This window comes from Burkholderia sp. FL-7-2-10-S1-D7 (assembly GCF_001524185.1).
Classification (GTDB): Bacteria; Pseudomonadota; Gammaproteobacteria; order Burkholderiales; family Burkholderiaceae; genus Burkholderia; species Burkholderia diffusa.
Genome location: NZ_LOWY01000077.1, coordinates 28,062 through 51,340, shown reverse-complemented (window position 1 = coordinate 51,340; position 23,279 = coordinate 28,062). Strand labels below are relative to the sequence as shown.

General features: G+C 70.1%; 22 protein-coding genes. 8 read left to right on the top strand and 14 right to left on the bottom strand.

What is annotated here, in order from left to right; translation table 11 throughout:
* Window positions 1-301 precede the first annotated feature (301 nt).
* Both phbB and WS75_RS23880 read left to right on the top strand, forming a co-directional pair.
* Window positions 302-1,045: an acetoacetyl-CoA reductase gene (gene phbB, locus WS75_RS23885; RefSeq protein WP_059683849.1), complete on the top strand. Its 744-nt coding sequence runs from the start codon at window positions 302-304 to the stop codon at window positions 1,043-1,045.
* Between the two features lie 197 nt (window positions 1,046-1,242).
* A complete protein-coding gene (locus tag WS75_RS23880; protein WP_059683846.1) occupies window positions 1,243-1,443 on the top strand; it encodes a hypothetical protein in 201 nt (66 codons plus the stop codon).
* Window positions 1,444-1,523: 80 nt separating this feature from the next.
* Here the strand turns inward: WS75_RS23880 and WS75_RS23875 are convergent, their stop codons facing one another.
* The 10 genes from WS75_RS23875 to WS75_RS23830 all read right to left on the bottom strand — a co-directional run bounded on the left by WS75_RS23875 (window position 1,524) and on the right by WS75_RS23830 (window position 11,906).
* Window positions 1,524-1,817 carry a hypothetical protein gene (locus tag WS75_RS23875; RefSeq protein ID WP_059683844.1) on the bottom strand — a complete coding sequence of 98 codons (294 nt, stop codon included), beginning with the start codon at window positions 1,815-1,817 and terminating at the stop codon, window positions 1,524-1,526.
* Between the two features lie 22 nt (window positions 1,818-1,839).
* Window positions 1,840-2,364, bottom strand: coding sequence for a hotdog family protein (locus WS75_RS23870; RefSeq protein ID WP_059683842.1), 525 nt, complete (start codon window positions 2,362-2,364; stop codon window positions 1,840-1,842).
* Entirely contained in the window at window positions 2,361-3,179 is an 819-nt protein-coding gene (locus WS75_RS23865; protein ID WP_059683840.1) for a beta-ketoacyl synthase chain length factor, read from the bottom strand. Before WS75_RS23865 ends, WS75_RS23870 begins: the two co-directional genes overlap by 4 nt.
* Window positions 3,176-4,399, bottom strand: coding sequence for a beta-ketoacyl-[acyl-carrier-protein] synthase family protein (locus WS75_RS23860; RefSeq protein ID WP_059683838.1), 1,224 nt, complete (start codon window positions 4,397-4,399; stop codon window positions 3,176-3,178). Before WS75_RS23860 ends, WS75_RS23865 begins: the two co-directional genes overlap by 4 nt.
* A gap of 63 nt (window positions 4,400-4,462) precedes the next feature.
* Window positions 4,463-5,347: a polysaccharide deacetylase family protein gene (locus WS75_RS23855; protein WP_059683836.1), complete on the bottom strand. Its 885-nt coding sequence runs from the start codon at window positions 5,345-5,347 to the stop codon at window positions 4,463-4,465.
* Window positions 5,344-7,824 (bottom strand): MMPL family transporter, encoded by a 2,481-nt coding sequence (locus WS75_RS23850; RefSeq protein WP_059683834.1) that lies wholly within the window; start codon window positions 7,822-7,824, stop codon window positions 5,344-5,346. Before WS75_RS23850 ends, WS75_RS23855 begins: the two co-directional genes overlap by 4 nt.
* A complete protein-coding gene (locus WS75_RS23845) occupies window positions 7,824-8,468 on the bottom strand; it encodes a LolA family protein (protein WP_059683832.1) in 645 nt (214 codons plus the stop codon). The genes WS75_RS23850 and WS75_RS23845 overlap by 1 nt, the downstream gene beginning before the upstream one ends.
* Window positions 8,465-9,439 (bottom strand): LpxL/LpxP family acyltransferase, encoded by a 975-nt coding sequence (locus tag WS75_RS23840; RefSeq protein WP_059683829.1) that lies wholly within the window; start codon window positions 9,437-9,439, stop codon window positions 8,465-8,467. Before WS75_RS23840 ends, WS75_RS23845 begins: the two co-directional genes overlap by 4 nt.
* Window positions 9,436-11,196: an AMP-binding protein gene (locus WS75_RS23835; protein ID WP_059683827.1), complete on the bottom strand. Its 1,761-nt coding sequence runs from the start codon at window positions 11,194-11,196 to the stop codon at window positions 9,436-9,438. Before WS75_RS23835 ends, WS75_RS23840 begins: the two co-directional genes overlap by 4 nt.
* Before the next feature lie 65 nt (window positions 11,197-11,261).
* Window positions 11,262-11,906, bottom strand: a complete 645-nt coding sequence (locus WS75_RS23830; RefSeq protein WP_059683855.1) for a hypothetical protein — start codon at window positions 11,904-11,906, stop codon at window positions 11,262-11,264.
* A gap of 564 nt (window positions 11,907-12,470) precedes the next feature.
* Here WS75_RS23830 and WS75_RS23825 point away from each other — a divergent pair.
* The 4 genes from WS75_RS23825 to WS75_RS23810 all read left to right on the top strand — a co-directional run bounded on the left by WS75_RS23825 (window position 12,471) and on the right by WS75_RS23810 (window position 15,613).
* Entirely contained in the window at window positions 12,471-12,755 is a 285-nt protein-coding gene (locus WS75_RS23825; protein ID WP_082729721.1) for a phosphopantetheine-binding protein, read from the top strand.
* A gap of 115 nt (window positions 12,756-12,870) precedes the next feature.
* Window positions 12,871-13,587, top strand: a complete 717-nt coding sequence (gene fabG, locus WS75_RS23820) for a 3-oxoacyl-ACP reductase FabG (RefSeq protein WP_059683826.1) — start codon at window positions 12,871-12,873, stop codon at window positions 13,585-13,587.
* Window positions 13,588-13,894: 307 nt separating this feature from the next.
* Window positions 13,895-14,701 (top strand): glycosyltransferase family 2 protein, encoded by an 807-nt coding sequence (locus WS75_RS23815; RefSeq protein ID WP_059683824.1) that lies wholly within the window; start codon window positions 13,895-13,897, stop codon window positions 14,699-14,701.
* A gap of 150 nt (window positions 14,702-14,851) precedes the next feature.
* Window positions 14,852-15,613, top strand: coding sequence for a M48 family metalloprotease (locus WS75_RS23810; RefSeq protein ID WP_059683821.1), 762 nt, complete (start codon window positions 14,852-14,854; stop codon window positions 15,611-15,613).
* A gap of 113 nt (window positions 15,614-15,726) precedes the next feature.
* Here the strand turns inward: WS75_RS23810 and WS75_RS23805 are convergent, their stop codons facing one another.
* From WS75_RS23805 to WS75_RS23790, 4 genes are read right to left on the bottom strand one after another with little or no spacing between them, the layout of a single operon-like run.
* Window positions 15,727-17,421: a lactate permease LctP family transporter gene (locus WS75_RS23805; protein WP_059683818.1), complete on the bottom strand. Its 1,695-nt coding sequence runs from the start codon at window positions 17,419-17,421 to the stop codon at window positions 15,727-15,729.
* A 51-nt stretch (window positions 17,422-17,472) separates the two neighbouring features.
* Window positions 17,473-18,918, bottom strand: coding sequence for a LutB/LldF family L-lactate oxidation iron-sulfur protein (locus tag WS75_RS23800; RefSeq protein ID WP_059683816.1), 1,446 nt, complete (start codon window positions 18,916-18,918; stop codon window positions 17,473-17,475).
* Window positions 18,915-19,628: a LutC/YkgG family protein gene (locus tag WS75_RS23795; protein WP_059683814.1), complete on the bottom strand. Its 714-nt coding sequence runs from the start codon at window positions 19,626-19,628 to the stop codon at window positions 18,915-18,917. Before WS75_RS23795 ends, WS75_RS23800 begins: the two co-directional genes overlap by 4 nt.
* Window positions 19,625-20,425, bottom strand: coding sequence for a (Fe-S)-binding protein (locus WS75_RS23790; protein ID WP_059683813.1), 801 nt, complete (start codon window positions 20,423-20,425; stop codon window positions 19,625-19,627). The genes WS75_RS23795 and WS75_RS23790 overlap by 4 nt, the downstream gene beginning before the upstream one ends.
* 132 nt (window positions 20,426-20,557) lie before the next feature.
* Here WS75_RS23790 and WS75_RS23785 point away from each other — a divergent pair, with 132 nt between their 5' ends.
* Entirely contained in the window at window positions 20,558-21,274 is a 717-nt protein-coding gene (locus WS75_RS23785) for a FadR/GntR family transcriptional regulator (protein WP_059683811.1), read from the top strand.
* 202 nt (window positions 21,275-21,476) lie between these two features.
* The gene (locus WS75_RS23780; protein ID WP_059683809.1) at window positions 21,477-23,102 is read left to right on the top strand and encodes a phospholipase D family protein; all 1,626 of its coding nucleotides are present in this window, start codon (window positions 21,477-21,479) and stop codon (window positions 23,100-23,102) included.
* Window positions 23,103-23,279 lie beyond the last annotated feature (177 nt).

The window sequence follows — 23,279 nt, the reverse complement described above, 5'->3', positions numbered from 1 at the left end:
GTCAAGCGCGATGCGAAGCGCGGGCTGGCGTCGCTGTGCATCGGCGGCGGGATGGGCGTCGCGCTCGCGGTCGAACGCAGTTGAGCAGGGGCTGATGACGATATTGCACGCGGGCGGCGTCGGCCAGTGCCGCCCGCGTGCGCAGCAACCTTCGCGCGGAACAAGCAACCAACAACAAGCGTGAGGTTCCGGTGCGCCGTGCCCGCCTTGCGGGCACCAGCGCATCGCAGCGGTGGGGCCGCAGCATGTGCCATGCCGTCGCTCCGCATCATTGACTACCTTTTTGTCGGTAACTTATAGGATGACTAAGCGAATTGCAGTTGTGACTGGTGGAATGGGCGGCCTCGGCGAAGCGATCAGCATCCGGTTGAACGATGCGGGCCACCGGGTCGTCGTCACGTATTCGCCGAACAACGCGGGCGCCGATCGCTGGCTGACGGAAATGCATGCGGCCGGCCGCGAATTCCATGCGTATCCGGTGGACGTGGCCGACCACGATTCGTGCCAGCAGTGCATCGACGAGATCGTTCGGGACGTCGGCCCGGTCGACATTCTGGTGAACAACGCGGGCATCACGCGCGACATGACGCTGCGCAAGCTCGACAAGGTCAACTGGGATGCGGTGATCCGCACCAACCTCGATTCCGTGTTCAACATGACGAAGCCGGTCTGCGACGGCATGGTCGAGCGCGGCTGGGGACGCATCGTCAACATCTCGTCGGTCAATGGCTCGAAGGGCTCGGTCGGCCAGACCAACTACGCGGCCGCGAAGGCCGGCATGCACGGCTTCACGAAATCGCTCGCGCTCGAGGTCGCGCGCAAGGGCGTGACGGTGAATACGGTATCGCCGGGCTATCTCGCGACGAAGATGGTGACGGCGATCCCGCAGGACATCCTCGATACGAAGATCCTTCCGCAGATTCCGGCGGGACGGCTCGGTCAACCCGAGGAAGTCGCGGCGCTGATCGCGTATCTGTGCTCGGAGGAGGCCGGCTTCGTGACGGGCTCCAACATCGCGATCAACGGCGGCCAGCACATGCACTGACGCGCGGCGGCCCGGGCGGCGTTCGCGCGCGCGTCCGGGCCGTGCTCCCGCTGTATCCAGCGCCGGGGCGGCGCGGCACGCGCGGTGACGGATCACGGACGCAGCTTCGCCGCGCATGCGGCGGGCCGTGTGCGCCCGCGCTCCGACACCCGCGTCGCGCCAAGCGCGCCGCACCGGCCTCGCATTCCGGAGGAGGCATGGGTGACACCTGGATGGGACTCGCGATCGGCGGCTCGGCCCTGGCCGTCGCGCTGACGATGGCGATCGCGCTTCACTGGCTCGAGCGGCGCCGTGCGCGGCTGCTGCGCAACTTCGATCCGCTCGATTGCTGGCTCGTCGCGTACGGCAAGCGCCTCGCGCGCGGGCCGGCGCGTCGCACGCGCAGCGGCGCGCGCTGACGGCGGCGGTGCGGCAACGGCGCGTTCACGCGTCGTGCCGCATCGCGCGCATTCGTGTGCGGTACGCGGGACGCCCGCGCTCAATCGCTGCTTTTCGCCGAACCTTCGCCCGAACCGTTCTTGTGGAAGATCCGCTTCGTCGTGCGCTTGGTGGCATCCCAGCCCTCGCGCGACGCATGCGCGATGCCGTGGCCGACTGTCTTCGCGGCGCTCGCGGTTGCGTGGCCGAAGCTTCGCGCGGCCTCGCCGGTCTTGTGCGCCGCTTCTTTCGAATCGCGCTTGATGTCCTGCTTCACTTCCGACATGTCCGCGTGCGCGATCGGGCTGATCAGCGCGAGAACGAACGCGGTGCAAATGAACTGACGTGCTTTCACGACCTGGTTTCCTTGGGGCGAGTCATCGAGGGTTTGCGCTGCCGGCAGGCGGCGGAACGAATACGCCGGCCGCCGATGCGTCGAGCATCACCGCGGCGCGGCCGCCGAGCAGCACGCGCTCGCCGCAGCGCAGCGTGAAGTCGTACAGCACGGAGCGGTCGTCGCCGCCGATGCGCTCGGCGTCGACGATCAGCGGCAGCTCGAACGTATCGAGCCGATCGACGAACGCGTCGACGTTGCGCACGCTCGCCAGATAGCCGGCGCGCGGCCGCGCAGGTTCCGTCTGCGTGTGCTGCGTACCGACCAGCGCGCCGTGCACGGCCATCGCCTGTGCCGCGTATTCGATTCCGCAGACCGACGCGAGCCGGCCGTGCGAGCGAAGCGGGTTGTGCGGATCGCGATGGCTCGTCGCGCTGCAGCGGATCCGCGCGGCATCCCATGCTTCGACGCGATCGAGCAAGCACATCGCGCCTTCGTGCGGAATGTGCGCGGCGATCCATGCACGATCGAGCGTTGCCGTCGTCAGCGCAGGCATCGGCGTCGTCATTGCGCGTGCTCCGCCGCGGGATTCGCCGGCGCGATATCGACCCGCACGCGCGTATCGTCGAGATAGTCGAGCACGACGCTCGCCGTGTGCCGAGCGGCGAGCGCGTCGAGCAGTGGCAGTGCGCGCGCGGCCGGATTGCCGGTGCGCAGCGCGTCGAGTTCGGGGTTCGCGAGCGTCGTCGCCGGCGCGTCGGTGAGCTGCACGTCGATGCGCGCGAGCGTGCGTTCGCTCGCGTCGGGCACGAGCACGAGCGCGACGCCGAATGCGTCAACGATCGGTCGCACCGCACGCAGCGGCTCCGGATAGTCGGTGTCGTAGGCGATCAGCAGGCTCGGCACATGATCGACTACGACCTGGCACAGGCTCTCCAGCAGGCCCGCGGCAAAGCTGCCGTCGTGAGCGCACAGCACGTTCGACGCCGCCATCGAGCGGGTCGCGATGCTCCAGTAGCCGGCCGGCGCGTTGTGCACGGAGTTGTGAAAGCGGGTGGGCGACAGGTGGCGATCGTCGCCGGCGAGGGTCTCGCAGATCGCGTGGCAGTTCTGGCCGTCGCCGCCGGACGCGCTGAACACGGTCGCGAGCGTGGCGGCATCGCGCCCGCTCGCGGCTGCCGCTTCGAGGCCGACCGCAAGCGCGACGCGCACGACGGGGCCGGTGCGGCGGCGTTCCGCCGGCGGCAGGCTGGCGGGCGGCGGCAGCACGGTACGCGCGCTCGCATAGGCCGCGCGGCCGGCGAGCACGTCGGCCGCGTGCGGCCAGTCGTTCAGTCCCGGCCCGACGAGGCCGACACTTTCGATGAAGGCGGTGAGGGTCATGTCGGCTCCCGGCGGCGGGCATGCTCGGCACGGCCGAGGATCAGGCTGCAGTTCGTGCCGCCGAATCCGAACGAATTCGACAGGACCGCACGCACGCGCGCGTCGCGGCTCGCGAGCACGTAGTCGCAGGCCAGTGCCGGGTCGGGCTGCGTCGTGTTGATGCCGGCCGGCACGAACTGCTCGCGCAGCGCGATCGCGGTGACGACCGCTTCGAGCGCGCCGGCCGCACCGAGCGTGTGACCGGTCGCCCCCTTCGTCGAGCTGCACGGCGTGCGCGCGAGCAGCGCGCCCACGGCGCGGCTTTCGGCGGCATCGTTGCTGGGCGTGGCGGTGCCGTGCAGGTTCACGTAGTCGATGTCGCCTGCCGCGAGGCCGGCCGACGCGAGTGCCTGTTCGATCGCGATGCGCGCCCCGAGCCCTTCCGGATGCGGCGACGACATGTGATGCGCATCGCTCGATTCGCCGATGCCGAGCAGCAGGATCGCGTCGTCGTCGAGCGCGGCGCGTGTATCCGGCACGCGTTCGAGCAGCGCGAACGCAGCCGCTTCGCCGATCGAGATGCCGTCGCGCGCGACGTCGAACGGCCGGCACGGCCTGCGCGACAGCAGTTCGAGCGAATTGAAGCCGTACAGCGTCGTCAGGCACAGCGAATCGACGCCGCCGACGACGGCCGCATCGATCAGCCCCGCTTCGATCATCCGGCGCGCGGAGCCGAACACCTTCGCGCCGGACGAACACGCGGACGAAATCGCCATCGCCGGCCCGCGCAGCGCGAAATACGCGCGCACGAACGCGGCCGGCGAATACGGGTTGTGCGTGTGCGCATAGCGGAACCCTGCGGGCAGCGCGCCGCTCGCCGGATCGCGTTGCACGTACGCGCGTTCGGTCTCGAGAATGCCGGACGTGCTCGTGCCGATGAACACGCCGACGCGCGCGGCGCCATGGCGCGATACGGCCGCCGCGACGCGCGCGTCGAAGCCGTCCTGGACGAGGCCGAGTTGTGCGAGGCGGTTGTTGCGGCAGTCGAAGTCGGCGAGATCCGTGCGCACGGGATGCGCATCGACGCCGTCCACGGCGCCGATCCAGGTGTCGAGATCGGCGCGTTCGAAGTCGCACGGCGTGAGCCCGCCGCGTGCGTTGCGCAGCGCGTCGACGGTCGCATCGAGGCCGCTGCCGATGCAACTGGTGGCGGTGAAGTGCGAGATCAGGAGAGGTTTCACGAGGGTCGTATCCGGTGACCGGAACGGGCGCCGCAGCAGGGCTGGCGGGCGCGCCGGGCAGGGTCAGATTTTATCAAACGGGGGTGCCGGCGTGCCCGGCTGGCCGGGCGGTTCCGGCGCGAGCGCGGCGCGCAGCGTGGTCCAGTGCAACTGCGCATCGGCGGCCGCGCGCAGCAGCGCCGGCAGCACGTCGAGCACGACCGGTTCGCCGCGCGCGTCGCGTGCCGCGTGGCCGTCGTGCACGAGCAGGATGTCGCGCGGCGCCAGACCGTCGAGCAGGCGGCGCGTGACGACGTCCGCGTCGCTCGCGCGCGTGTCGAAGCCGCGGCGCGTCCAGCTGGCGAGCTGCAGGCCGAGCTCGCACAGCACCGGCTCGAGAAATGGATTGCGCAGGCCGGCCGGCGCGCGGAAGAAGCGCGGGCGCGTGCCGGCGATCTCGGTCAGCGTCTGCTGCGCGGCCGCGATCTCGCGCCGCAGCGCGGCGGGCCCCGACAGCGAGAACGTATGCCGGTGCCGCTGGCTGTGGTTCTCGACCGCATGGCCGCGCGCGACGATCGCTTCGATCCACCGCGGATGGCGGCGCGCGAGATCGCCGATGCAGAAGAACGTCGCGCGCGCATCGTGACGATCGAGCAGGTCGAGCACACGCGGCGTGACGTCGGGGTCCGGGCCGTCGTCGATCGTCAACGCGATCCGGCGGCCGGCGCCGGCCGGCAGGCGCGTCCAGTTCGGTCCGAGCAGCGCGCTGCGCGGCCACAGGCCGGCGGCAGTCAGCGCGAGATGCGACGCGACCACGCCGCCGGCTGCCCACGGCCATGCAGCCGGTTGCGCGACGACGGCCGCGAGCGCGCCCGCGTGCAGCGCCGCCGTGCCGGCGATCAGCGGCGTGGGTTTCCAGCGGCGCGCATCGCCGGGCTGCCACGGTGGAACGGACAACGGCGCATTCATGCGCGGACTCCTGTCAGGTTGGGACGAGCGCTGCTCGTCGCTGCGGCGCGTGGCGCGAGAATCGCGGCGAACGCGAGCGCGAGCATTGCGCCAGGGCCGACGGTCAGCCCGAAGGTTTCGAGCAGCGGCACGCGCGACAGCGCGAGCAGGCCGAAGCCGGCGACCGTCGCGAGGTTCGCGATCAGCAGCGACACGAGCGTATACGGCGTGACCGGTTGTGCGTCGTCGCGTTTGTTGAAGAACAGCGCATAGTTCGAGCCGACCGCGACGATCAGCAGCATCCCGACGAGATGCAGGATGGTCAGCGGCACGCGGGCGAGCGCGAAGCCGGCCGTCACCACCAGCACGGCCGCGACCAGCGGCGCGAGCGCGCGCACGACGCGGCGCGGCGAGCGCAGCGCGATCAGCAGCAGCACGGCGATCGCCGCGAAACCCGCGAGCGACAGCCGGATGTCCTCGTGCACGTAGTTCACGTACAGGCGGTCGGCCTCGGCCTTCATGTCGACGAACAGCGCATCCGGTACGCCGGCGCGCGCGACCGCCGCGCGGATCGGCGCGGCATCGAGCGCCGGTTCGGCCGCCGACGCGGTACGGGCGGCATCAGGCGCGCGCAGCGGCAACATCGCGCTCCAGCGGCCCGCGCGCTCGGTCAGCAGCGCGTCGACGGCGAGCGCCATCGACGTGCCGCGCAGGTCCGCGCGCGTGACCAGCGGCGCGCGGCGTGCGGTCTCGACATCGGCGATGAACGGTGCGAACAGTTCGGGCTGGACCGAGATCGGCTGGTTCGCGATGGCCGCACGCATGCGCATGGCAAGCACGTCGGCGTCCGGCAGGCTCGCCTGGCGCGCGCGCTGCGCGGCCTCGCTCGGCAGGTAGCGCGCGGGACTTTCGAAGCCCGCGAGCGTGCCGCGATCGACGAGCGGCTGCAATTGCGCGGCGACCTGTTCCGCGCGTTCGAGCGCGGCCTGTTCGGTCGGCGCGGAAATCATGACGAGGTAGCGCACGTCCGGCGCGCCGACATCGGCGCGCAGCCGTGCATCGAGTGCCTGCGCGCGGGCGGGAACGGGGCTCAGCGCTGCAAGCTCGCGGCTCCACAGGCCGTCGCGATGCAACACGAGCGTCGCGCACGCGGCGAGCACGAGCACGGCGAGCGGCCAGCGCAGCCGCGGCGCCGCAGCGGCCGCACGCGCGAGCACCGCGCCGACGCGCGACACGTCGCGAATCGCGACGTGCTCGCCGCGCAGGTGAGGCAGCACGAAGCGCGTGACGAGCGCGGCGGCCGTCAACCCGGCGATCGAGTACAGCCCGAGCTGCACGAGGCCCGGAAAACCGGAGAACAGCATCGACGCAAAGCCGCACACGGACGTCAGCACGCCGAGCCTGATCGTCGGCCAGTACGTGGCGACCCATGCGCGCGTCGCGTCGGCGGACCGCGCGGTGCCGCGCGCGCCGACCTGCGCCGATTGCACGAACAGGTAGATCGAATAGTCGACGGCTTCGCCGATCAGCGTCGTGCCGAAGCCGAGCGTCAGCCCGTGGACCGTGCCGAACACGATGCTGACCGCCGCGATGCCGGCCGCGATGCCGGTCAGCACCGGCAGCAGCCCCAGCGCGAGCGTGCGCGGCGAGCGGTACAGCGTCAGCAGCAGCGCGACGATCAGCACGATGCTTGCCGTCGACAGCCGCTCGACGTCGTGCCGGATCGTGTCGCGCGTGTCGACCGAGAACACGCCGGGGCCGGTCATCGCGAGCGTGTACGCGGCGCGGTTCGACAGCGTCTGCGTCGCGGCGGAGAACGCGTGGCGCACCGCGTCGATCGCGCGCGCCTGCGCGTCGGTGTCGGAGCCGGCGGCGGCCGTCTGCACGACCAGCACCGCGCGCGTGCCGTCGCGCGACGTCCACACGCCATCGCGCATCGCGGGCTGCGCGCCGCTGTCGAGCTGGTCGACGAGCGCGGTCACTTCGCCGGTCGGGTCGCGCGGCAACATCGCCTTCGCGACGAGGCCCGCCGACGAGCTCAGCAGGTCGAGGCTGTCGCCGAGCGCCTGGTGCAGGCCGCCCGCGCTGAAGCGTTGCGGCGAGACGGCCGGGCTCAGCAGATAACGATGGTCGAACACGAACTGCCGGTCGTGCTCGTCGTTGACCGCTTCGCCGTTGTTGATCGCCGAGAATTGCCGGTCGGCGCGCAGCGTGCCGGCGACGCGCCGCGACAGCGCGGCGCGCGTGGCCGCATCGCCGCCGTCGATCGCGACGAGGATCAGCCGCGACACGATGCCGTCACGCAGTTGATCGACGAGCACGCGCTGCCCGGCGCTCGGCGCGCTCGGCAGGAACGCGGACAGGTCCGCCGTGAAATTCGCACGGGCGATCGCGATCCCGCATGCGACGAGCGCAACCAGCCACACGAGCACGGCGCGCTGCCGCCACGCGGGCGGGCGATGCGCGACGGGGGCGGCCGGCCGGGTGCGCTCGTCCATCACTTCGCCGGGACGGGTTGCAGGCGCATCGTCGAATGGTCGCCGTCGGCCTGCTGGATCGCGACGCTGCGCAACACGTCGCGCGAGCCCTCGAGCGTGATCGTGCTGACGACCTTCAGCATCCGCGAATCGAGCGGCGTGAGCATCAGCGTCCAGTCGTCGCCGTGGCCGGCGAGTGCGACCTTGTAGACCTGCTCGAGCGCGTAACGATTGCCGGCGAGCGTCGCGCGGATGCTGTCGATGAACGCGCCGAGTTCCGGATAGCGCGCGAGCGCGAGCGTGTACTTGCGGTTGTTGCGCTCGACGGTGAGCATGTCGCCGTCGACGACGAGATGTTCGGGCTTCGGGCTCAGCGTGTGCTTCTCGAGGTGGTCGGGCGCGACGAACACGAGCTCGCCCGATGATTCGAGCGGTTGCGCGGCGATCGACAGCGTCTTCGTCTCGATGAACGTCGCGCGTCCGGACTTGTGCTGCGCGAGCGTCGACATCAGCCGGTCGAGGGTCCACGCCGAACCGGTGTCGGCCGCGTGCGCGGGCAGCGCGAGCGCGACGGCGGCCGTGATGGCGAACGTGCGCGCCGAGCGGCGCAGCACGGGCGCGGACGGTAGCGGGAACAGCGACAGGAAGCGGAGAACGGCGGTCATGCGTCGGAATCCCTCGTGACGGACAGGTTGGCGCACGCGCGCGCATCGTCGCGGCGCGCGGCGGCCGTGCCGGTCTGCCAGAAATCGAAATAGTTGAACCAGTTGTACGGGGCCGCGCGGCAATACCTGTCGAGCAGCGCGACGTAGCGCGCGAGCGCCGCGTCGACGGCCGCCGCGCGCGCTTCGCGGCGCACGTCGGAGAAATCGGCGAGCGTCTCGAAGTGCACGTCATAGCGGTTGCCGTCGCGATAGAGGCCCGTCATGAACAGCACCGGGCGCCGCAGCATCGCGGCCATGTACAGCGGCCCGAGCGGGAACGCGGCCGGTGCGCCGAGCAGCGGCAGCCGCCGCATTGAGGTTGGTGCATCGTCGAGCAGCGTGCGGTCGGCGAGCATGCCGACCATGCAGTTCGCGTCGAGACGCTCGCGCACCTTCAGCATCGAGTCGACCTGCCCGAGCGGAATCACTTCCGGTTTCGCGGCCGGGTTCACGGCGGCGAGCGTCGCGTTGATCTTGCGCGCGTTCTCTTCGAACATCGTGACGACGACGCGCAGGTCCGGACGCGTGCGGCCGATCGCGCGCACGACTTCGAAGCTGCCGAGGTGCGCGCCCATCAGGAATGCGCCGCGCCCGCCGGCGAGCGCATCCTCGACACGCGTTTCGCCGTGCAGGCGGATGTCGAACAGGTCGAAGCGGCCGTTCATCAGGTAGACGCGGTCGTGGATCGTCGCGGCGAACGTGAACACGTGCCGGTACACGTCGCGCCAGCGCACTGGACGGTCGAGCACGCGGCGCAGATAGTCGCGTGACGCCGAGCAGGCGGCCGGCGAGAACAGCACGAAATACGTCGCGATGGCGTGCAGCACGACACGCGACGGCCGTCGGCCGAACCGTAGCGAGATCCAGGTCATCGCGCGCAGCAACGCCGCGTTGCTGCGTTCCTGGCGCTCGGCCCATGCGGTGCGCTTCATGGCCGTGCGCCCTCCTGCGCGGCGGCCGGTGCGGACAGCACGCCGGTGGCGACGTCGCGCGCGCCGGCGCGCAGCGTGAAGCGGATCGCGCCGCCGGCCGCTGCATCGAACGCGAGATCGAGCGGCTCGCCGGGCGCGACCGGGCTCAGGAATTTCGCGGAAGCCAGCCGCCACGTGTGCAGCGGGCGGTTCAGCGACGCACCGAGCGCGGCGATCGCGCGATCGAGCAGCACGACGCCCGGCACGATCGGATGACCGGGAAAATGACCGGGCAGCGCCGGGTGATCGGCGGGAATCGTGAACGTTAGCGGCGCATCGGTTACGGCGCGCGCGCTCGCTTCGGGCGCTGCGGCCCGCGTGTGCCGTGCGACGAGCGCGGCGAGCACGTCGCGCGGCAGCTTGCCCGTTTCGTTGCGCGGCAAAGCGTCGACGAACACGAGCGGACGCGGCATGAACGCGGGATCGATCCGTTCGCGCAGCGCGCGCCGCAGGTCGGCCGCGGCGAGCGTCGGCGCGACCACGAGCGCGACGAGCCGCGTGACCGGTTGGCGGGTCGCATCGGCGTCGGCCGGCGTGGCGTCGTCCGGCATGAAGAACACGCCGTCGACGACGCCGGCGATCGCGTTCAATTGGTGATTCAGATAGGCGAGCGACGTGCGCTTGCCCGCGATGTTGACGAGGTCGGCCTTGCGGCCGTGCAGCAGGAACCGGCCGTCGCCGAGCAGTTCGAGTGCGTCGCCCATCGGCACCGGGGTTTCGACGTGACCGCCCGACACCCACACGGTCGGACCGCTGTCGTCGCCTGCGGCGTCGCGGCCCGGCGCGTCATGTGCCGGGCGTGCGTCGAGGCGGATGCCGGGGAAGAGCTGCCACGTCGCGCCTTGCGACGTGCGGCGCGTCGCGATCTGGCCGGTCTCGGTGCTGCCGTAGATCTCGACGAGCGGCGCATCGAGCGCGGCCTCGGCTTCGCACGCGAGCTTTTCCGACAGCGGCGCGGTGGCCGACAGCACGAGCGCGGCCGGCGGCAGCGCATGGCCGGCCGACAGCAGTGCGCGCAGGTGAATCGGCGACGTGACGAGCACGCGTGGCTGCGGGATCGCGGCGAGTTCGTCGCGAATGTCGACCGGGTAGAACGGCTGGCGGTTGCTGAACGCGAGGCCGCCGATCAGTGCGAGCAGCACCGTCGACTCGAAGCCGTACATGTGTTGCGCGGGCACGGTGCCGATCAGCGTGGCCGCGCGGCCGTCGAGCAGGCCGAGGCGCTCGGCCGCCGCGCGCACGCAGCCGACCAGGAAGCCCCAGGTCTTGCGGTGCGGCACCGGCGCGCCGGTCGAGCCCGACGTGAACACGTACGCCATGATTCGCGACGCGTCGATCTGCGGCACCACGCACGGCGCGTCGTCGAGGCGGTCGCCGGGTGCGGCGTCCGGATAGGCGAAGCGCGGCAGGTCGATCGTGCAGTCCGGCGTGTCGTGCAGGCAGAACGCGTCCGGTGCGAACGACGCGAGCTGGCGCACCATCTCCGGCGTGTGTGTCGACGGCAGCAGGCTGATCCTGCCGGCGACGAGTGCCGCGCACAGGCTGACCGCGAAGCGGTAGCGATCGCGGCATACGTTGAACACGTGGCCGCCGGCGGGCAGCGCGGCGGCGACGCGCGCGACGTCGGCGACGAACGCGCGCACGCTGACGGGCGTGCCGTCACGCCAGGCAATTACCTGGTCCGGCGAGGAATGGAACACCAGCGGGTAAGTCGGCATAAATCGGCGAAAGCGGGAGACGGTCACCGGCGCGGCCGCGATGCGGCGCCGCGCCGGCCATGAATTCATCGTGACGGCTGTGTCGACGCGCGGTACGCGCGCACCGTGTCGATCATCCTCGGCCTTGCGTGGTGCGGCAGTGCGAAGCGCCGGCACGCATGCTCGGCGGCGAACATCACCGCGACGAGCGGCAGCGACAGGTAGTTCGCGAACGTCGACCACGCGACGATCGGCGCGGTCGCGAACAGCAGCGTCGACACGGCGGCGATCGCGACGAAGAACAGCGTCCATGCGAACGTGATGCGCCGCGTGTAGATCGCGACGGCCGGTGAGATCGTGCCGTGGATCATCGTCGCGAAGCGCGTGCACAGCGGCACCTGGCCGGCCGCGAGCGTGCGGCCGAACAGCAGCGCCAGCGCGAGGTTGAAGCTCGCGTGCTCCAGATACAGGCCCCATTCGAAATGGCGCGCGAGCGGAATGCGCGCGGCCCACAGCGCCACCGTGGCGAGCAGCCATGCGGACACCAGCCATCCACGCCTCGGCGAGCGCAATGCGGCGCCGAGCGCGAACAGCAGCGGCGGCACGAGCGCCATCGCGAGGCCGAAGCCGTGCGCGCCGGGTGTCGCGGCCGCGTAGTGCGCGCCGATCTGGTACGCCGCCACCGCAGCGGCCGCGCCGACGCCGCGTGCGATGCCGAGCGGCGAGGTCATCGCGGCGCTCCGGGCGCGCGGCGCGTGCGCGCATGGCTGTCGTCCGTCGCGGCGCGGCGGCGGACGGGCGGGCAAACCGGGGCGAGACGAATGGACGGGCGCGGCATGGCTGCTGGAAACATCGGACGGATCGGGGCCGGACGCGTTCGTCGGGCCGTCAAACATCATATGAATGGCGGCCGGGACGCGTGTCCGGGCCGGTTGTCGTGCACGCACATTTTAGGGCTGCGGCGCGGCGGTTCGAGGTCGACGCAGCCGGGTTTTGTAACCGAATGTATGGCAGCGCACTGAACCTTTCGTGGCGGTGATTCTTTTCCGCCCGAAGCGGCTCAAGCGTCTGCTGCGATCGGGTCCCGAAACCGGCGGCGGCGGGGGCCTTCAGTCTGTAACCAATCCCCGTGTACGTGCCGATACCCATCGTCTAGAATCCGCGTAACTTTTACCAACGACCCCCAATCACGCAGGCGGGGAAGCCGGCAGACGCCGGAGGGACGGAGGTTCGCGCGCGCTTCGCACGCGCCGGGCGTGCACGACGCTTGCCGTTTCCGGGTGCCTCCCGCTGCCATGGGCCGCCTGCCAGCAAGCATGATGAACGCACTTGAACAAGAGCTCGCCACGCTGATCATCGGCGAACTGAATCTCGAAGACGTCACGCTCGAAACGGTGACGGCCGGGACCCCGCTGTATGGCGAGGGCTTCGGGCTCGACTCCATCGACATCCTCGAAATCGCGCTGCTGATCTCGAAGAAATACGGCTTCGAGCTGCGCTCGGACAATCCGGACAACCAGAAGATCTTCGCGACGCTCGGCGCGCTTGCCGAGTACGTCGCCGCGCATCGCACCAAGTGACGGCGGCGCGCGCGAACGCGACGCGGCACGCAGACGATGACGGCACGCGGCGGCGGTCGCTGGACGAACCACGGCCGCGTCGATCGAGAGGAAACGCGATGAACGGAGCAATGCGATGCGGGCGCTCGTAACGGGCGGCAGCGGCGCACTCGGGCAGGCGATCTGCGCGGCGCTCGCGCAGGCCGGCCACGAAGTCTGGGTCCACGCGAACCGGAATCTCGCGCAGGCGGAGGCGGTCGCGCAGCAGATCGTCGCGGCCGGCGGCACCGCGCATGCGATTGCCTTCGACGTGACCGACGCCGATGCGACGCTCGCCGCGCTCGCGCCGTTCATCGACGACGCACCGGTGCAGATCCTCGTCTACAACGCGGGCATTCACGACGACGCCCCGATGGCCGGCATGTCGCGCCGGCAGTGGCATAGCGTGATCGACGTGACGCTCAATGGTTTTTTCAACGTGACGCAGCCGTTGCTGCTGCCGATGATCCGCACGCGGCGCGGCCGGATCGTCAACATCGCGTCGGTCGCCGGCGTGACCGGCAACCGCGGGCAGGTCAACTACGCGGCCGCGAAGGCGGGGTTGATCGGCGCGACGAAGTCGCTGTCGCTGGAGCTCGCGTCGCGCGGCATCACGGTGAATGCGGTCGCGCCCGGCATTATCGAATCGCCGATGGCCGACCATGCCTTTCCCGCCGAACGGATCAAGCAGCTCGTGCCGGTGCAACGCGCGGGCCGGCCCGACGAAGTCGCGGCGATGGTCGCGTATCTGGTATCCGATGCGGCCGCTTATGTGACGGGACAGGTGTTGTCCGTCAACGGCGGGCTCGCATGACGACGCGCGCGGCGTCGGCCTGACGCGACGCAACGGCGCGCAACGCGGCGCGTGGCCACGACGCCGCGAGCCCGCACCGCATAGTGAGGAAATCGAAGTGTCAGTGTATTCAGTCGACGCCGAACGGCGAGCGTGTTCCCCGTCGTCCGCCACGACCGAGGTCGCGCGCGAACACGTGACAGGCGGTGCCGCCGCATTGCGCGCGGGCCTGTCGCTGCGCGAACGCGGCGTCGACGAAGCCTGTCGGCAGTCGCCTGCAGGTCATACACTTTTGTCAGGATCCTCGTCTCCGCAATCGGCCGTTTCCATGTTCAAGCTGCACGCCTCGTCCACCCATCTCGTACTGATTCCGAGCTACAACCCGGGCGTCAAGGTCGACACGACCGTGCGCAACGCCCGCGCGCAGTGGAACCCGGTGTGGGTCGTCGTCGACGGCAGCACCGACGGCAGCGCCGAGCGGCTGCAGGCGATGGCCGAGCGCGACCCCGGGCTGCGCGTGATCGTGCTGCCGGAGAACCGCGGCAAGGGCGCCGCGGTGCTGGCCGGGCTCGACGCGGCGGCCGCAAGCGGCTTCACGCACGTGCTGACGATGGACTCCGACGGCCAGCATCCGGCCGACCTGATTCCCGAATTCATGGCCGCGTCGCAGGCGGCGCCGGATGCGATGGTGCTGGGCCTGCCGAAGTTCGACGCGAGCGCGCCGCAGCTGCGCGTGCAGGGCCGGCGGCTGTCGAACGGATGGGCCGACCTCGAGACGCTTTGGGCCGGGATCGGCGATTCGCTGTACGGCTTCCGCGTGTACCCCGTCGCACCGCTCGCCGCGATCATGCATCGCCAGCCGTGGATGCGCGGCTTCGACTTCGATCCGGAAGCCGCCGTGCGGCTGTGCTGGGCCGGGGTGCGACCGATCCGCATCGAAGCGCCGGTGCGCTACTTCGGCGCGCACGAGGGCGGCGTGTCGCATTTCCACTATGGCCGCGACAACGTGCTGCTCGTATGGATGCACCTGCGGCTCGTCGCCGGTTTTGTGGTGCGGCTGCCGATGCTGGCCGCGCGGCGGCTCACGCGCCGGTCGCGTTCGACGTTCAGCCGGTCATCCGGTCGCGGCGATTGATGATCCGATTGTCGTCAAATGATTGAGCAATCGCGTCGTTCGTTTCGAATTGCTTGGTAATCAAACTGTCATTTGATGTAAACGTCTGGTAATTTTCTGCCGGATTATGCAAAATCCCCGCTTCCAAATACAACTACCGAGGGATCCGGGATGCATATCAAGAAAGCGGCGGCAGCGTGTGGCATGGCGTTCCTGTTGAGCGCATGCGGTGGCGTGCAGAGTCTCGACGCGAACAGCCTGACGTCGGCGGGGACCAGCCTGTTCAAGGCAGCGACGCTGTCGGACAGCGACATCGCGGCGCTGTCGAACGACTCGTGCAAGGCGAGCGACGCCGAATCGAAGATCGCCGCGCCGAACAGCGCGTACTCGAAGCGCCTGACAAAGGTGATGAAGGGCTTCGGCGACATGACGCTCAACGGCCAGAAAATCAACTACAAGGTCTACGTGACCAAGGACGTCAACGCGTGGGCGATGGGCAACGGCTGCGTGCGCGTGTACAGCGGCCTGATGGACATGATGAACGACGACGAACTGCGCGGTGTGATCGGTCATGAAATGGGCCACGTCGCGCTGGGTCACTCGAAGAAGGCGATGCAGACCGCCTACGCGGTCAGCGCGGCACGCACCGCGGCCGGTGCGGCATCGCCGGGCGTCGCGGCCCTGACGAGCTCGCAGCTCGGCGACATCACCGAGAAGTTCATCAACGCGCAATTCTCGCAGACGCAGGAAAGCGCGGCCGACGACTACTCGTTCGACCTGATGAAGCAGAAGAACATGAACCAGAAGGGCCTCGTCACCGCGTTCCAGAAGCTTGCGCAGCTCGATGGCGGCAAGAGCTCGATGATGAGCTCGCACCCGTCGTCGGCCAGCCGTGCGCAGCACATCCAGGATCGCATCGCGAAGGGCAGCTGATCGCCGCCTGGTGCGCCGGCCGCGTTCGGCGCCCGCGATGAACGAAACCCCACGCTCTTGCGGGCGTGGGGTTTTTGTTTTTCGGGGAACCGGAAAAGGGCCGCGCCTCTTGCTTACGGCACCATCCCCGGCAGCACGTAGGCCTGCACGAGCGTGATCAGGCCGACGATCACCGCGAACAACAGGCTGTGGCGCACCGTGAAGCGGAACAGCTCCGATTCCTTGCCGACGAGGCCGGTCGCCGCGCATGCCACCGCGATCGACTGCGGCGAGATCATCTTCGCGGTCACGCCGCCCGTGGTGTTCGCGGCGACCGCGAGTGTCTCGGGTACGCCGAGCTGATGGGCCGTGGCCTGCTGCAGCGAGCAGAAGAGGGCGTTCGACGACGTGTCCGAGCCGGTCAGGAACACGCCGAGCCAGCCGAGGAACGGCGAGAAGAACGGGAACGCGGCGCCGGTCGCGGCCAGCATCAGCGCGAGCGTCGACGACATTCCCGAGTAGTTCGCGACGAACGCGAACGCGAGCACGAGGCCGATCGACAGGATCGGGCGCGTGAGTTCCTTCAGCGTCTCGCCGAACGTGACGAGCGCGTCGCGCGGCTTCATCCGCAACAGCGCCATCGAGATCAGCGCGGTCACGAGGATCGCGCTGCCCACCGCCGACACCAGATCGATCTTCAGCACGGCGTCGAGCGCCTTCGGCGTCGCGGCGATCGGCGCGGTCTTCACGACGAGCTGGTCGAGCCCGGCCACATGGAACTTCAGCACGGTCGACGCGAGCGCGCCGTGCGCGGCGAACAACGCCTTGAACGGCGCGATGCTCCACACGGTGACGACGGCCGTCAGGATCAGGAACGGCGACCACGCACGCGCGGTCTGTACGAGCGTGTACGGCGACGCCTGCCGGCTCGTGCCGGTGCCGCTAGCGCCGAACCCGGCCAGCGCCGCGCCGCCACCGGACACGACGATGCCGCCGGCGGGTTGCTGCGCGCTGCGCGGCTGCCACACCTTCAGGAACGCCGCGAGCGCGACGAGGCTGACGAGCGACGACGTGATGTCCGGCAGCTCGGGCCCGATGTGGTTCGACGTGAAGTACTGCGTGAACGCGAAGCTGCCGCCCGCGACGAGCGCGGCCGGCCAGGTCTGCCGCACGCCGCGCAGCCCGTCCATCATGAACACGAGCCAGAACGGCACCGCGAGCGACAGGAGCGGCAGCTGGCGGCCGGCCATCGCGCCGATGTGGAGCGGGTCGATGCCCGTCACCTGCCCGGCGACGATGATCGGGATGCCCATCGCGCCGAACGCGACCGGCGCGGTGTTTGCAATCAGACACAGTCCGGCCGCGTGCAGCGGTTTGAAGCCGAGGCCGACGAGCAGCGCGGCCGTGATCGCGACGGGCGCGCCGAAGCCTGCCGCGCCTTCGAGAAACGCGCCGAACGAGAAGCCGATCAGCAGCATCTGCAGGCGCTGGTCGTCGGTGATCGACAGCACGGACGCGCGGATGATGTCGAACTGGCCGGTTTTCACGACGATCTTGTACAGGAACACGGCCGCGACGATGATCCACGCGATCGGCCAGAGGCCGTACGCGAAGCCGAAACCGGCGGCCGCGAGCGCCTGCGGCACGGGCATGCCGTAAGCGAGGATCGCGACGCCGAGCGCCAGCAGCAGCGTGATCGCGGCTGCAACGTGGCCCTTCATCCGCAACGCGGCGAGCGCGATGAAAAAGAAGATGATCGGGATCGCGGCGACGAGCGCCGACAGCCCGAGGCTGCCGAGCGGGGTGTAGATCTGATGCCAAACCTGCATGGGTGTCTCCTCCATGGATTTCTATCGGTACGGGTTTGAAAGCGAGGTGGTCTATTCGGGCTGGCCGCGTGCGCGCAGCAGGTCGGACAGGCTGCGCGGCGCCGGTTCGAGCGGCGTGCGGTGCTGCGTCCAGCCCATCTGTTTCGCGGGCGTCAGCGCGCGCAGGCGCGTCGCCGTCCAGCGGAACGCGCGGTACGCGCGCGGATGCGCGAACGCGCCCGACCAGAAGCGCCACACGAGGTCTTCCGCGCGGTTGTAGTTCGCGCCCTGGCCGCGCAGCGGGTGCGCGACGGGTTCGTCGGGCTTGCGGTTCGCCTCGGTGCGCAGCCGCACGAGCAGTTTCGGGATCGGGATCCGGACCGGGCACACCTCGCCGCATGCGCCGCACAGCGTCGACGCGGTCGGCAGGTCGGCCGTCGCGTCGAGGCCGAGCAGGTGCGGCGAGATGATCTTGCCGATCGGCCCCGGGTAGGTCGTCCCGTACGCGTGGCCGCCGATGCGCGTGTAGACGGGGCAGTGGTTCATGCACGCGCCGCAGCGGATGCACTGCAGCGTCGCGCGCAGTTGTTCGTCCGCGTACGCCTGCGTGCGCCCGTTGTCGAGCAGCACGAGATGCAGTTCACGCGGGCCGTCGCGTTCGCCGTCGCAGCGCGGGCCCGAGATCAGGTTGAAGTAGGTCGTGATCGCCTGGCCGGTGGCCGAGCGCGTGAGCAGGCTCGACAGCGGCACGATGTGCTCGAGTTTTTCGACGACCTTCTCGATGCCCATGATCGCGACGTGCGTGTCGGGCACGGTGGTCGACAGCCGGCCGTTGCCCTCGTTCTCGACGAGCCACAGCGTGCCCGTGTCGGCCGCCGCGAAGTTCACGCCCGAGAGGCCGATGTCGGCTTCCGCGAATGCGCGGCGCAGCGCGCGCCGGCCGGTCTGGATCAGCTCGTCGACGTCCTCCGTGTAGCGCGTGCCGGGGATGTGTTTCTCGAACAACCCGGCGATGTCGCCGCGCGTCTTGTGGATCGCCGGCATCACGATATGCGACGGCTTCTCGCCCGCGAGCTGCACGATGAACTCGCCCATGTCGGACTCGATGCAGTCGATGCCGTGATCCGCAAGGTAATGGTTCAGCTCGATTTCCTCGCTCGCCATCGACTTGCCCTTGATCACGCGGCGCGCCTTCTTCGCCTGCGCGATGCCGAGCACGATCGCGTTCGCGTCGGCGGCCGTCTCGGCCCAGTGCACGTGCACGCCGGCTGCCGTGAGCTTCGCCTCCAGCCGCTCGAGCAGCGTGGGCAGTTGCGCGAGCGCGTGCTGCCGCACGGCTTCGCCGAGATCGCGCAGCTGCTGCAGCTCGGTGTCGTCGGGGAACTGGGTCGCGCGCTTGCCCTGCAGGAATTCCATCGCGCCGCGAAAGCTCCGGCGCAGTGCGGGATCGTCAAGCGCGGCGCGCGCGCGGGCCTTGAAGTCGCCCGGGGCGACGAATTGCAGCGGTTGGTCGCTCATCGCGGCAGGTCCTGGCAGGCGGTTGCGGTCGGTTCGGTGACGATCACGACCCAGAGGTTGCGCGGCCCGTGCGCGCCATACGCGAGGGTCTGCTGGATGTCGGAGGTCTTCGACGGGCCCGACACCAGCACGACGTTGGTCGGCATCCCGGCGTGCCAGCGCTCCGCGTGCACGGCCGCGTGGAGGTCCGCGTGCAGCGTGTTCGCATGGACGAGCGCGACGTGCAGCGGCGGCACCAGCGACACCGTGCGCGGCGTGGCGGCATCGGGCGCGAGCACGACGGTGCCGGTTGCCGCGATGCCCGAGCGCGCGACGGTGAAGCCGGCGTCGATCGTGTCGAACAGTTCGGCTTTCCACTCGTCGATCGGCCGGTCGAACGGCACCGGCGCGACCGCGTCGGGCAGCGCGCGCGCGAGGGCAGCGGATTCGGCGCGGGCCGGGTCGAGCAGCAGGCGACGCACGCCGGCGTCGGCGAGCCGTGCGGCAAGCTGCGCGGGCCACGCATCGGCGGTGGCGCACCAGACGTCGGCGTGCGACGCGGCGAGTGCAGCCTGCATCGTCTGCGCGAGCGCATGGGAATCGGGGGCGACCGCGGCGCGCCGCGCCGCGTAATGCGTGTCGATGCGCGCATCGAGGGCGGGGGGGGCGTTCGCTGCGACGCCGGGCGCGGCGGCGCGCAGGCGTGCGAGGATGGCGTCGCGCGCGCTCATTGCGCGTCTCCGCGCAGCGAGCCGGCGCCTGCCGTGCGGCGCCACAGGAAGCTCGCGAGATGCTCGACGGGCAGCGTCGCGCCGGCCTTGGCCGCTGCGTGGCCGATGTTCAGCAGGCAGCCGCAGTCCGCCGACACGAGTCGGTCGCAGCCCGTCGCGCAGGCCGATGCGACCTTGTCATGCACCATCGCGCCGGAGATGTCGGGGTGCTTGAGCGAGAACGTGCCGCCAAAGCCGCAGCATTCCGATTCGCGTTCGTGTTCGATGCGCGTGACGCCCGGCAGCGCGTCGACGAGCGCGACGCCGTGCACGCGCGTGCCCATTTCGCGGCGGGCCGCGCACGACGTGTGCAGCACCACGCGCTCGTCCGGGCCGGCGTTCGTGTCGAGGCGGTCGAGCCGCACGTCGAGCACGTGGACGAGGAATTCGGCGAGTTCGTAGGTGCGCTCCGCGATCGCGCGCGCCTTGGGGCCGTGCACGGGGTCGTCGGCGAACAGGGCCGGCCAATGGTGCCGGATCATGCCCGCGCACGAGCCGGACGGCACGATCACGGGCCACGGCTCGGCGAACAGATCGAGCTGCGCGGCCGCGACGCCGTGAGCCTCGTCGGGATTGCCGCTGCTATAGGCCGGCTGCCCGCAGCAGCTCTGGCCGCGCGGATAGTGGACGGTCAGGCCTTCGCGTTCCAGCAGGCGGACCGCGTCGAGCCCGGCTTCGGGGACGAACAGGTCGACCAGGCAGGTCGCGAACAGATAGACGTGCGCGGGGGCGGCGGCGGGGTAGTGCCTTTCGTTCATGTCTCGCTCCAGGGGGCCGGCCCGGCAAGCGAATGCGGGACGACGATTTCGCTGCATAATTCCCGCGACGGCGCCGTAGCTCAAATTGGTTGGGCCAATCGGGGCGGCGGGTATTCCGATGGGGAGACGGCGATGGCGGCGATGACGGCACGGGGCCGGACCGAAGTGGTGATGCGCAAGATCGAGACGGCGCTGCTCGACGGCACCTGGCCGGCCGGTGCGCGGCTGCCGGCCGAGCGCGTGCTCGCGCAGCAGTACGGCGTGGCGCGCAATACGGTGCGCGAGGCGACCCAGCGGCTCGTCGCGCGCGGGCTGCTGCAGAGCCGGCGTGGCGCGGGCGTGTACGTGACGGACCAGTTGCGCTCGGGCATCGCGTCGCCGTGGGGCCAACTGGTCGCCGACCACCCGGCGCTGCGCGACGACATACTCGAATTCCGTCGCGTGCTCGAAGGCGCGACCGCGTATTTCGCCGCGCTGCGCGCGGATGCGAACGACCGGCGCCGGATCCGTGCGCTGCTGCGCGAGCTCGAGATCGCGCACGCGAACGACGACGGGGCCGTCGAGGCATCGACCGACGCGAAGCTGCACGAGGCGATCGCGCTGGCGTCGCACAACACGATGTTCCTGCACCTGCACACGAGCGTGATCGGGATGCTGCGCGAGCACATCTCGATCAACGTCACGGGGATGACGACGCGCGACGAGCGGGCGTCCGAGCTGCTGTTGCTGCAGCACCGGGTGGTGTGCGAGGCGATCTGCGCGCACCGGCCCGAGGAGGCGCGCACCGCGATGCAGACCCATATCGACTATGTGCGCAGCCACTTCGAGCGAAGCGGCGACACGTCCTGAAATTGGTTGGACCATGGGTGCCGCGGGCTGCCGTTCCCGGATGCCCTCGCCGGCGGCGCGTGTAGCGGTTGCGCGGCGCCGCACGCGCGAGCCGCGCGATTGACCGGTTCATCGGGCGCCCACTAGAATCGACTGGAGCCACCCGTCAGCCGCACGCTGCGGCGTTTGCGGAACCGTTGATCCGCCTGTCGAGGAAGTTTCCGTGCTTACGTCTTTGATCCGGCGCGCGCCGGCCGCGCTGTCGTGGCGCGCCGCCTGCCGCCCGGCCCGTGCGCTCGCCGTCTGCGCGCTGCTGTCGCTGGTCGCCGCCTGCGCGACGCATCCGCCCGCCACCACGCTCGATCGCCCCGTCTCGCACGCGTTGCCGGCCGATGCCGCGACGCCGCTGCGCAACGCGCTGGCCGCGCCGGAAGCGGCGCATCCGGGGCAATCCGGCTTCCGGCTGTTGCCCGACGGCGCGACCGCGCTGCAGATGCGCATCGCGCTCGCGCGTGCGGCGACGAAGACGCTCGACATGCAGTACTACATCGCGACCGAGGATACGACCGGCAAACTGCTGCTCGGCGCGGCGCTGTATGCGGCCGATCGCGGCGTGCGTGTGCGGATGCTGGTCGACGACCTGAATTTCCGCGACATCGACCGCGTCATGGCCGCGCTGAATACGCACCCGAAGATCGAGATTCGCGTGTTCAACCCGTTCGGCGCGTCGCGTTACCGGATGGTCGAGCGCACGGCCAACTTCCTGACGCGGATCGACAGCTTTACGCGGCGGATGCACAACAAGGCGATGATCGCGGACAACCAGATCGCGATCGTCGGCGGCCGCAATCTCGGCGACGAATACTTCAGCGCGAGCCCGACGCTGCAGTTCCGCGATCTCGACGTGCTCGCGGCCGGCCCCGTGACGAACGACATCTCGGCGAGCTTCGACGACTACTGGGCAAGCGCGAGCAGCTATCCGCTGCGGGTGCTGAATCATCAGACGTTCGATCCGAAGGATCTCGACGCGATGCGCGACGAGCTGCGCGACCACTGGCGCAAGAACGCAGATCCGTACAACGCGAAGCCGCTGAACGCGACACCGCTCGCGCAGCAGATCGAACGCGACGAGCTCGAACTCGTGTGGGCACCGGCCGAATTCAAGGTCGACGCACCGGACAAGGTCATGCGGCCGACCGACGCGTACGTGAGCCCGCCGATGCAGCGTCTCGTCGAACTGACGCGCGGCGCGCAGCAGGAATTTCTCGCGTTTTCGCCGTACTTCGTGCCGCACGACGCGGGCGTGAAGATCCTCGGCGACACGGCCGCGCGCGGCGTGCGCGTCGCGATCCTGACCAATTCGCTCGCCGCGACCGACGCGGTCGCCGTACAGGCCGGCTACGCGCCGTACCGCGTGCCGCTGCTGCTTCACGGTGTCGAACTGTACGAATTCAAGGCGCGGCCGAACGCGCCGCGTGCGGGCCTGTTCGGCTCACGCTCGCGCGCGAGCCTGCATGCGAAGGCGTACGTGATCGACCGCAAGATCCTCGTGATCGGCTCGATGAACCTCGATCCGCGTTCCGCGCACCTGAATACGGAACTCGCGCTCGTGATCCACAGCCCGACGATCGCGCAGCAGGCCGCGACGATCTTCGCGCGCGTGACGCAGCCCGACGAAAGCTACCGCGTGAGCCTCGCGACGCCGGCGGGCGGAGGCACGCCCGAACTCGTGTGGACCGGCACCGACAACGACGAGCCGGCCACCTATCACGTCGATCCGCATGCCGGACTGATGCGCAACCTGATGACCGGCCTCTTCATGCTGCTGCCGGTCGACGACCAGTTGTAAGGGCCGGAACGGCTCGGGCCAAACCCGCGATACCGGTGCGCGGGGAAAGGTGATATGGTTGTGCGCGCAACGATATGCGTATCGTGACGGGTGCCGCCGGACGGCTCGTGCAATGCGGGCTGCTGCGGTGCCGAACGACGCAGCGCACGCGCCTGCGCTTGACGCAGCGGCGCGCCG

Bases quoted from the DNA above. Each gene is read 5' to 3' on its own strand.
- phbB (WP_059683849.1), top strand. From the start codon at position 302: ATGACTAAGCGAATTGCAGTTGTGACTGGTGGAATGGGCGGCCTCGGC.
- WS75_RS23880 (WP_059683846.1), top strand. From the start codon at position 1,243: ATGGGTGACACCTGGATGGGACTCGCGATCGGCGGCTCGGCCCTGGCC.
- WS75_RS23870 (WP_059683842.1), bottom strand. From the start codon at position 2,364: ATGACGACGCCGATGCCTGCGCTGACGACGGCAACGCTCGATCGTGCA.
- WS75_RS23865 (WP_059683840.1), bottom strand. From the start codon at position 3,179: ATGACCCTCACCGCCTTCATCGAAAGTGTCGGCCTCGTCGGGCCGGGA.
- WS75_RS23855 (WP_059683836.1), bottom strand. From the start codon at position 5,347: ATGAATGCGCCGTTGTCCGTTCCACCGTGGCAGCCCGGCGATGCGCGC.
- WS75_RS23850 (WP_059683834.1), bottom strand. From the start codon at position 7,824: ATGGACGAGCGCACCCGGCCGGCCGCCCCCGTCGCGCATCGCCCGCCC.
- WS75_RS23845 (WP_059683832.1), bottom strand. From the start codon at position 8,468: ATGACCGCCGTTCTCCGCTTCCTGTCGCTGTTCCCGCTACCGTCCGCG.
- WS75_RS23840 (WP_059683829.1), bottom strand. From the start codon at position 9,439: ATGAAGCGCACCGCATGGGCCGAGCGCCAGGAACGCAGCAACGCGGCG.
- WS75_RS23835 (WP_059683827.1), bottom strand. From the start codon at position 11,196: ATGCCGACTTACCCGCTGGTGTTCCATTCCTCGCCGGACCAGGTAATT.
- WS75_RS23830 (WP_059683855.1), bottom strand. From the start codon at position 11,906: ATGACCTCGCCGCTCGGCATCGCACGCGGCGTCGGCGCGGCCGCTGCG.
- WS75_RS23825 (WP_082729721.1), top strand. From the start codon at position 12,471: ATGGGCCGCCTGCCAGCAAGCATGATGAACGCACTTGAACAAGAGCTC.
- fabG (WP_059683826.1), top strand. From the start codon at position 12,871: ATGCGGGCGCTCGTAACGGGCGGCAGCGGCGCACTCGGGCAGGCGATC.
- WS75_RS23815 (WP_059683824.1), top strand. From the start codon at position 13,895: ATGTTCAAGCTGCACGCCTCGTCCACCCATCTCGTACTGATTCCGAGC.
- WS75_RS23810 (WP_059683821.1), top strand. From the start codon at position 14,852: ATGCATATCAAGAAAGCGGCGGCAGCGTGTGGCATGGCGTTCCTGTTG.
- WS75_RS23805 (WP_059683818.1), bottom strand. From the start codon at position 17,421: ATGCAGGTTTGGCATCAGATCTACACCCCGCTCGGCAGCCTCGGGCTG.
- WS75_RS23800 (WP_059683816.1), bottom strand. From the start codon at position 18,918: ATGAGCGACCAACCGCTGCAATTCGTCGCCCCGGGCGACTTCAAGGCC.
- WS75_RS23795 (WP_059683814.1), bottom strand. From the start codon at position 19,628: ATGAGCGCGCGCGACGCCATCCTCGCACGCCTGCGCGCCGCCGCGCCC.
- WS75_RS23790 (WP_059683813.1), bottom strand. From the start codon at position 20,425: ATGAACGAAAGGCACTACCCCGCCGCCGCCCCCGCGCACGTCTATCTG.
- WS75_RS23785 (WP_059683811.1), top strand. From the start codon at position 20,558: ATGGCGGCGATGACGGCACGGGGCCGGACCGAAGTGGTGATGCGCAAG.